Annotated in this window: 9 protein-coding genes and 1 pseudogene; 5 read left to right on the top strand and 5 right to left on the bottom strand. The window is 66.5% G+C overall.

Going from position 1 to position 7,587, the window contains the following annotated elements; translation table 11 throughout:
* Window positions 1-232 (top strand): annotated as a pseudogene (locus tag ACTHJR_RS05160) (50S ribosomal protein L10); the annotation flags it as partial.
* Window positions 233-291: 59 nt separating this feature from the next.
* A complete protein-coding gene (gene rplL / locus ACTHJR_RS05165) occupies window positions 292-672 on the top strand; it encodes a 50S ribosomal protein L7/L12 (RefSeq protein WP_440522055.1) in 381 nt (126 codons plus the stop codon).
* Between the two features lie 355 nt (window positions 673-1,027).
* On the opposite strand, the gene ACTHJR_RS05170 is transcribed toward rplL, so the two are convergent.
* Together ACTHJR_RS05170 and ACTHJR_RS05175 are read right to left on the bottom strand one after the other, a co-directional pair.
* Window positions 1,028-1,327: a hypothetical protein gene (locus ACTHJR_RS05170; protein WP_440522056.1), complete on the bottom strand. Its 300-nt coding sequence runs from the start codon at window positions 1,325-1,327 to the stop codon at window positions 1,028-1,030.
* A gap of 31 nt (window positions 1,328-1,358) precedes the next feature.
* A complete protein-coding gene (locus ACTHJR_RS05175) occupies window positions 1,359-2,180 on the bottom strand; it encodes a hypothetical protein (protein ID WP_440522057.1) in 822 nt (273 codons plus the stop codon).
* Between the two features lie 127 nt (window positions 2,181-2,307).
* On the opposite strand from ACTHJR_RS05175, the gene ACTHJR_RS05180 reads away from it, so the two are divergent.
* A complete protein-coding gene (locus ACTHJR_RS05180) occupies window positions 2,308-2,709 on the top strand; it encodes a hypothetical protein (protein WP_440522058.1) in 402 nt (133 codons plus the stop codon).
* Window positions 2,710-2,745: 36 nt separating this feature from the next.
* Here ACTHJR_RS05180 and ACTHJR_RS05185 read toward each other — a convergent pair whose 3' ends face one another.
* On the bottom strand, window positions 2,746-4,680 hold the full coding sequence (locus ACTHJR_RS05185; RefSeq protein ID WP_440522059.1) for a CocE/NonD family hydrolase: 1,935 nt from the start codon (window positions 4,678-4,680) through the stop codon (window positions 2,746-2,748).
* Between the two features lie 164 nt (window positions 4,681-4,844).
* Between ACTHJR_RS05185 and ACTHJR_RS05190 the strand changes: the two genes are divergently transcribed.
* Window positions 4,845-5,123 (top strand): GIY-YIG nuclease family protein, encoded by a 279-nt coding sequence (locus ACTHJR_RS05190; protein ID WP_440522060.1) that lies wholly within the window; start codon window positions 4,845-4,847, stop codon window positions 5,121-5,123.
* A 103-nt stretch (window positions 5,124-5,226) separates the two neighbouring features.
* On the opposite strand, the gene ACTHJR_RS05195 is transcribed toward ACTHJR_RS05190, so the two are convergent.
* Window positions 5,227-6,027, bottom strand: a complete 801-nt coding sequence (locus ACTHJR_RS05195) for a hypothetical protein (RefSeq protein WP_440522061.1) — start codon at window positions 6,025-6,027, stop codon at window positions 5,227-5,229.
* Between ACTHJR_RS05195 and ACTHJR_RS05200 the strand changes: the two genes are divergently transcribed.
* Window positions 6,014-6,583, top strand: coding sequence for a hypothetical protein (locus tag ACTHJR_RS05200; RefSeq protein ID WP_440522062.1), 570 nt, complete (start codon window positions 6,014-6,016; stop codon window positions 6,581-6,583). The genes ACTHJR_RS05195 and ACTHJR_RS05200 overlap by 14 nt on opposite strands.
* A 124-nt stretch (window positions 6,584-6,707) precedes the next feature.
* On the opposite strand, the gene ACTHJR_RS05205 is transcribed toward ACTHJR_RS05200, so the two are convergent.
* The gene (locus ACTHJR_RS05205) at window positions 6,708-6,980 is read right to left on the bottom strand and encodes a hypothetical protein (protein WP_440522063.1); all 273 of its coding nucleotides are present in this window, start codon (window positions 6,978-6,980) and stop codon (window positions 6,708-6,710) included.
* Between the last annotated feature and the right edge of the window lie 607 nt (window positions 6,981-7,587).

The following is a 7,587-nucleotide window of genomic DNA, read 5'->3' on the forward strand; positions in this document are numbered from 1 at the left end:
CTTCGCCAAGACGAACGACAAGCTCGAAATCGTCGGCGGCGCGATGGGCGCGACGGCTCTCAACGTCGAAGGCGTGAAGGCTCTGGCCACCATGCCGTCGCTGGATGAACTGCGTGCGAAGATCGTCGGCCTGATTCAGGCGCCGGCGCAGAAGCTCGCCAGCATCACCCAGGCGCCGGCCGGTCAGCTCGCCCGCGTGTTCGGTGCGTATGGGGCCAAGGAAGCCGCTTAAGATCTTTCGACTGTTGAACTGAAACTCGGGCCCCATGCGGCCCACATGGAGAATTGAAAATGGCAGACCTGAACGCGCTGGTTGACCAGCTGAGCGAACTGACCGTGCTCGAGGCCGCTGAGCTCTCGAAGCTGCTCGAAGAGAAGTGGGGCGTCTCGGCCGCCGCCGCGGTTGCGGTTGCGGCTCCGGCCGGCGGCGGCGCCGGTGCGGCTCCGGCCGAAGAGGCCAAGGACGAATTCGACGTCATCCTGACCGGCGACGGCGGCAAGAAGATCAACGTCATCAAGGAAGTCCGCGCGATCACCGGTCTCGGCCTGACCGAGGCGAAGACGCTGGTCGAGTCGGCTCCGAAGGCCGTCAAGGAAGGCGTGAACAAGGACGAGGCCGAGAAGCTGAAGAAGCAGCTCGAAGAGGCCGGCGCCACCGTCGAGCTGAAGTAAGCCGCAGCGGGAAAGACGAGCCGTTCCGGCTCGCATCTCCGCAAGGACGGCCGGCGTGGCTATACGCCACGTCCGACGCCATGGGACTTGTTCCCGTGACGGTCAGCAGAAACAGGAAGGGCGGTCCCAGCGATGGGGCCGCCCTTTTCCTTTTCGCAGCCTCCTCCCCTCCGTCATCCCCGCGAGGGGGGGGCATCTCCCTCGCGGACCCTGGCCACGGCGGTCGAACGCTGGCGACAGTAGGAGATGGGTCCCTGCCTTCGCGGGGATAACGATAAACGGAAACGGGAGCGCATCTCCCGACCGGGGCGCGCGTCCCTACCGCCGCCCCCGAACAGAAGGTTCGGATGGCGCTTCACGCCTCAATAGGCGCCAATGCCGTGATGGGAGGTGAACGCCAGCAACGAGACAGTACCACGAACAACGCCATGCCGATCCATGTCGAGGACCAACTGCCGCTCATCGCCGCGACCGCCGCTATGGCACCGGTCGCGATCCACAGCAGCAATTCCGTGGCCAGAACCAGCCACATTTCGACGATCGTGAAGCCCGCTGGCGCTTCGTACGGAAAGATCATCCCGAGCGCGATCACCACCGCGAGGATCGCCACGGCAATCAGCGACAAGCCGGCAATCGCGCCTATGATCAGGCGCAAGACAAAGCCGGTGCGCGGGCGTGGAGATGCTTCACGCCACCCGGCGTTCCCCCACCTGGGGATGCATGCGCGGGCTGCCGTCGAGGCGGAAGGGCGCGAGCTTGGCCCCTTCCCCGCGATTGATGCCGATCATGTGCGCGGCGGTCGCCACGCCGGGCGCGCCGACATTCTCGCCCCAGCGATATTCGGCCTTCATCGCCAGCACCGGCACGAACCACGGCTTGCCGTCGATCGTCATGACGTTGAGGTTCTCGCGCGGCAGCATCGCGGTGCCGGTCAGCTCGACCTGGCTGCCGGCGCGGATCTCGAACGGCGCCACCACCGGCTTGTCGACCGGCGCGGCGAAGATCGCCTGCAGGTCGGCCGCCTGACGCGCGCTGGCGCTGAGCATATAGAGGCCGAACGCGACGTCGCGCGCGTCGCCGCGCCCGACGTTGCGAATGACGAGGCGATATTCGATCGCCGCGCTCATCGAGGGATCGGTGCCGGCGCGCTGGGGGATCAGCACGATCTCCAGTTCGGGTTTCTGATCCTCGATAGAGCGGCCCGACGGTTGCGGCGCCCGCACGGTCAGCAGACCGGGAGGAAGCGGCGGCGATGGCGGCTGCGGGCTCGGCTGGAGCGCTTCGGCGATACGACGAACCGGCACGGTCAGCAGCCCAGAGGGTGCCGCCGGAGCGGCCTCGGGCGTCGGTGCGGGCGCGGGCGCGGGCGCGGCCGGGGCACGCGCCGGCCTGGGCGGCGCGACCGGCTCGGGTTGCACGGCGGTGTCGACCCATCGCTCTTCCTCGTCGCGGCGGCGGCGACGAGCGAACAGGAACCAGCCCGCGCCCAACAACGCGACGATCGCCACGCCGATAGCGATCCAGGTGCCGCTCGAGCCAGCGCTCGCCGGCTGCTCCGCCGACTCCGCCGGCGCGGCGGCCGTAGGGAGTGCGATGGGTGCAGCCTCGGGCGTTACGGTCGCGGTAGGAACAGGCGTGGCACTAGCGACGGGTGCCGGCGTCGGGGCAACGCTCGGCTGCGGGCCGGTGGTTGCGGGTCGTGGCGTCTGGCGCGGCGCGGGAGTCGGCGTGGTGCTGGGCCGGGTCGTCGCGACCGGTGGCGGCGTTACTGCTGCCCGCGGCGTCGTCGGAGTCGCCGCTGCGGTCGGGGCCGGCGTAGGCCGGCTGAACGGCGCGACGATCGGGCCCGAGGGTGGCGGCGCGGGCGTCGGCGTCGGTTTGGGCGGGAGGTTGAAGCGCAAATCCGGTATCGACTGCGGCGCGGCGCTATTCTGCGCAGCCGCCATCCCCGGCACCACCGCTATTCCGGCGAGCAACGCGCCCGCGCGCTTCAACACTCCCGAACCCCTCATCGACCCCACGTTTGACACGACCTAGCTGAACCCATGCCGAATATCGGCGAAAGGCCCCGCCCTAGCGCATCAATTGCGGCGGGGCGAGCGGCACGACCGGCAGCCACACCGCGCTCGGCGTCTTTCCGCCACGCATGATCGTCACCGTCGCCTTCTGATAGTCCGATTTCTTCGCGTAGAAGATGTTCGGGACATATTTCTGCGGGTTGCGATCATAGACCGGGAACAAGGTCGACTGCACCTGGATCATGATGCGGTGACCGGGCTCGAACACATGGTTCACCGCCGGCAGCCGGAACTTGTATTCCTGCACCTTGCCCGCCGGGATCGGCGACGGATTGGAGAAGCTGTCGCGATAGCGGCCACGGAAGATGTCCATGCTGATCGCCAGCTGATAGCCGCCCATCTTGGGGTCGGTGGCATTCTCCGCCGGGAAGACGTCGATCACCTTGACCACGAAGTCGCCGTCGGTGCCCGTCGTCTTGGCGAACAGATCGGCCATCGGCACGCCGGAGACGCGCACCGGCTGGTCGAGCACCGGACTCTCGTAGCTCATCACGTCGGGCCGGCCGTCATACGAGCGCTGGTCCTGGACCAGCCAGTCGCCCCAGCGGCCATCGTTGAAATTGACCGGGCGCGGCAGATGCGGGACCGGCTTGGCGGGATCGGAGACGTAACTGTCGCCGCCTTCCGCGGCATTGCCGAAGCCGAGGCCGTCGTCGGCCTGCATGTAGATCGGCTTGAGCGGCGACGGGCAGCCCTTCTCGCACGCCACCGGCCAGGCGCTGAAGCGGTCCCAATGGTTCTCGGCGGTATTATAGATCATCCCCGCCGGCGGGGTTACCGCCGGGCCGTCCTTCAGATAGTGATTGAAGAACGGCAGGATCATGTCCTCGCGATATTGCGCGGCGGTGTCGCCATTCCATTTGAACGGCCCGAGTTCGTAACCCACGCGGTTGATCTGGCTGTGGCGCCACGGCCCCATCACGATGAAGTTGGTGTCGCCCTTGCCGGCCTTGACCAGTGCCTCATAGCTGTGGATCGCCCCCCACATATCCTCCTGGTCCCACAGGCCCTGTTCCCAGATGGTGGGGACGTCGTCGGGCGTCTTGGCGAGGAGCTTGTCGAGCGCCTGGCCCGACCAGAATTCGTCATAGGCCGGGTGCATCGACATGCGGGTCCAGAACGGCAGCTGGTCGTAGCCGGACTTCTTCGCCCATTCGCCGGCCGAGCCGACCTCGCGGAAATTGTCGTAATCGTCGTAACCGCCGGTCGGCGGCGCCTTGCCTGCGCCCTTGTAGCCGGTCTGCGCGCCGATCCACGCGATGTTGGCGAGACGGAACGCGCCGTAATGGAACCAGTCGTCGCCCATCCAGCCGTCGACCATCGGGCTCTGCGGCGCCGCGACCTTGAGCGCGGGGTGCGGGTGAAGCAGCGCCATGACCACGGTCAGGCCCTCGTAGGACGACCCGATCATGCCGACCTTGCCGTTCGACTCGGGCAGGTTCGCCTTGTTCACCAGCCAGTCGATCGTGTCGTAGGCGTCGGTGACGTGATCGACCTTGGTGTCATTGAGCGGCCCGATCGGCGGGCGCGTGGTGACGTACCCCCCTTCCGAGCCATATTTGCCGCGGATGTCCTGATAGACGCGGATATAACCGTTCTTGACGAAGATCTCGTCGGCCAGCGGCAAGGTGTTGAGCATCGACGGGCTGTCCATCCGCTTGGCGCGGCCGGCCGCGTTGTACGGCGTGCGGGTCAGCACGATCGGCGCGTTGGTTGCGCCCTTGGGGATGACGATGACGGTGTAGAGCTTGGTCCCGTCGCGCATCGGGATCATGACTTCGCGCTTGATGTAATCGGCATTGGCGTCGACCGGCGGCGTGAACTTGGTCGGAATGTCGGTCCCGTTGGGCGGCCACACCGGCGCCTGCTGCGCGAGCGCGGGAGAAAATGCGAGAGCGACGAGAGGCATCAACGCCAGCTTCTTGATCATGCGGCCGAGTCTCCTTGGGAGGGGGTGGCAGCGTCCTAGGACGCTACGGCACCGGGATGCAATCGAATCCATCGTGGTGCCATCTCCGTCATGCCGGACTTGTTCCGGCATCCAACGTGCCACAGGCTTGAAGCATGAGAGATCGCACACCCTGCGTCTACACCATGGCCAGCGAGAAGCTCGGCACGCTGTATGTCGGCGTGACATCGAACCTTATCGGCCGCGTCATTCAGCATCGTGAGGGGACGTTTGAGGGTTTCACGAAGCGGTACGGAGTCAAGAAGCTAGTCTGGTACGAGGTCGGCGAGATGATGGAGGGCGCTATCTCACGCGAGAAAACCATCAAGAAATGGCCGCGCGACTGGAAGTGCAATCTGATCGAGCGTCAGAATCCCGAATGGAATGACCTCGCGGTGGGCTTGGGACTCGATCCGTTGGTTTAACCGATGTGGCACGTTGGACCCCGGAACAAGTCCGGGGTGACGAGCCGCAAAAAAACGCCCGCCCCGGTTTCCCGGGGCGGGCGCCTGCTTGCCTGAGGGAGCGTCAGGCGTGTTGCGGTTCGCCGCGCAATTCGGCGCCGACATTGTCGTGCATCGAGGCGCGGGCGAGTTCGAGCGGTTCGAGGCCCGGGCCGCCCTCCTCGGGCGTCACGCCGATCTCGAACGAGGCCGAGGTGCGGCCTTCGCTGCCATCCTCGAGCGTGTAGCGGGCGTCGGCGACGACGATCGGGCGGATCGCGTCGGGCAGATTCTCGCCCATGTCCGCCTTGAGCAACGCGAGCGTGGCGTCGATGCGCTTGCCCTCGCCTGGTTTGATCGTGACCGGGTCGGTGGTCGCATCGGCCGGCGGGTCGACCAGCAGACGCTCCATTTCCGAGCCATTGGGGTCGCTCGACAGCAGGAAGGTCGAGATACGGACGTTGCGCGCCGGCACCGAACCGGCGTTGCCAACGGTCAATTCTATCTCGACCAACGCTTCGTCAACATTGGTTCCGGCGCGAACCGGGCGCATGGCGAATTCGAGCCACGGCCGTTCGGCGACCGGCGCAGTGCCGGCGGTGAGCGCCGCCACCTCGTCGGCCGGGGGGGTCGACATCTCGACCGCGTCGGGGGCGGCGACGACCGGCTCGACCTCGGCGACCGGCGCGGCACGGCGCAAATATTCGGGCTCCTTGCGCGGTTCGGCCTTGGCGACGGCGACCGGCGCGATCACCGGCGTCGCGACGGCCGGCTCGAGCTGCGGCTCGACATAATTGTCCTCGACATAGGCCGGCTCTTCATATTCCTCATATTCGCGGCGGCGACCGCGCATCGCCAGCGCCGCGCCCAGGATGATCGCGAGCAACGCGATGCCGCCGGCGACCCAGGCCCAGAGCGGGACGCCGCTGCTCGTGGTGGTCGTCGACTGTGTCGACGCGCCATCCACGGTCGGTGCCGCCGTGTCGGGCGCCGCGGCGGGCGGCGGCGGAGCGGCTGCCGTAGTGCTCGCAGGCGGTGCCGCCGGCTGCGGCGCGGGAGCCGCTGCCTGCGGAGCGGGCGCGGGAGCCGCGACCGGCGCGGGAGCCGAGCGCGTCGTACTCCTCGTCATCGATCGGGTGGAACGCGTCGTCGAGCGCGTGGAGGCGCGCGGCGCCGGCGCCGGCGCCGGCGCCGTGGCCGAACGACTGGACGTCGTCGTGGTCGTGGTGGTCGACGAACTGCTATCGGGGACGGTGGGCACGACCGGCGGGATCGGGACCGTCGCCGAATTGGGCGGCGTCACGACGACGGGCGGTGCCGTCTGCGGCGTCGTGTCCTGCGCGAACACGGGGGTTGAGACGAGCGCGGTGGCGGCCAGCAAGGGCGCCAGCGCGCGGGCTTTGCGGGGGGCAAAAAGCTGGTTCATGACGCTGTCACAATGACGGGAACCCGCTCCCGGTTCCTCGTTTCGTCGCCGTCGGGCCGAAGGTATTTTCGCGACGAATCGAGCAACCCGTTGATTCGCATCAAAAATACCAGAACAATATTGCACTTACTTTTTTGGCACTACAGGCGAACGATGATCCTGACGTCGCTTCTGCCGGTCGCGTTGGCCGTGCCCGGCGCCCCTTCCCCGGAGGGGATCTTCACCGTCCGATCGGGCGCAAGTAAATAACGATCGCCCAGGACGGCGATCGCCTGACCTATACGTTCGGGCCACGCGGTCGACCTGAGATCCCCCTGAGCGGCGGTCCTGATGGCGGGGTCTTCTATCATCGCGACGGGGCCGCGCGCAGCGAGGGCCAGACGCTGAGTTTCGTCAGCGGCGACCGGAGCCATGTCGTGTTCAATCGCTGGGAAGCGGCGAACCAATATCCGGATGGTAAGTTCGACCCCGAATATGACGGCGCCGGCGTGCTGGTGATGAAGACGGCAAGCTCGTCCGCCGGATGAACTGCGCAAAAAACAGTGGCGATATGCGCGAATGGGATATTTTCGAGCGGCTCAAGCAGGACGAAGAGAACGTGAGGCCGGATGACGCCTGACCATCGTCGCGACGAAAAAACAAGCCTCCGGTTTGACACTTTCCAACACGCTACCTATATCCCGCTCCTCACCACAGCTTTCGGGAAATGACGCGGCGTCGCGCACCGTGTCGATCGAATGGGAAGTTGTCGGTTCACACGACGCCAGAAGCTGCCCGTCCACGGCCGGAAACGGAAGTTGGATGAGCGGCTTTTTTGCGTCGTGATGCGTGCCCTGCCCCGGGGCTCCGGGGCACGAATTACAGGCTGACGAGGCAAAAACCCACATGGCGACCAAGGCGATCGAAGGCACCGCGAAGCGGCGCATCCGCAAGGTTTTCGGCAACATCCACGAAGTGGTGCAGATGCCGAACCTGATCGAGGTTCAGCGCGAATCCTACGAACAGTTCCTGCGCAGCGAT

It is taken from the genome of Sphingomonas sp. (assembly GCF_051962185.1).
Classification (GTDB): Bacteria; Pseudomonadota; Alphaproteobacteria; order Sphingomonadales; family Sphingomonadaceae; genus Sphingomonas.

Excerpts from the sequence above, each read along its gene's own strand:
- ACTHJR_RS05205 (WP_440522063.1), bottom strand. The coding sequence starts at position 6,980 with ATGGCTCCGGTCGCCGCTGACGAAACTCAGCGTCTGGCCCTCGCTGCG.
- ACTHJR_RS05190 (WP_440522060.1), top strand. The coding sequence starts at position 4,845 with ATGGCCAGCGAGAAGCTCGGCACGCTGTATGTCGGCGTGACATCGAAC.
- rplL (WP_440522055.1), top strand. The coding sequence starts at position 292 with ATGGCAGACCTGAACGCGCTGGTTGACCAGCTGAGCGAACTGACCGTG.
- ACTHJR_RS05200 (WP_440522062.1), top strand. The coding sequence starts at position 6,014 with ATGATCGCGAGCAACGCGATGCCGCCGGCGACCCAGGCCCAGAGCGGG.
- ACTHJR_RS05185 (WP_440522059.1), bottom strand. The coding sequence starts at position 4,680 with ATGATCAAGAAGCTGGCGTTGATGCCTCTCGTCGCTCTCGCATTTTCT.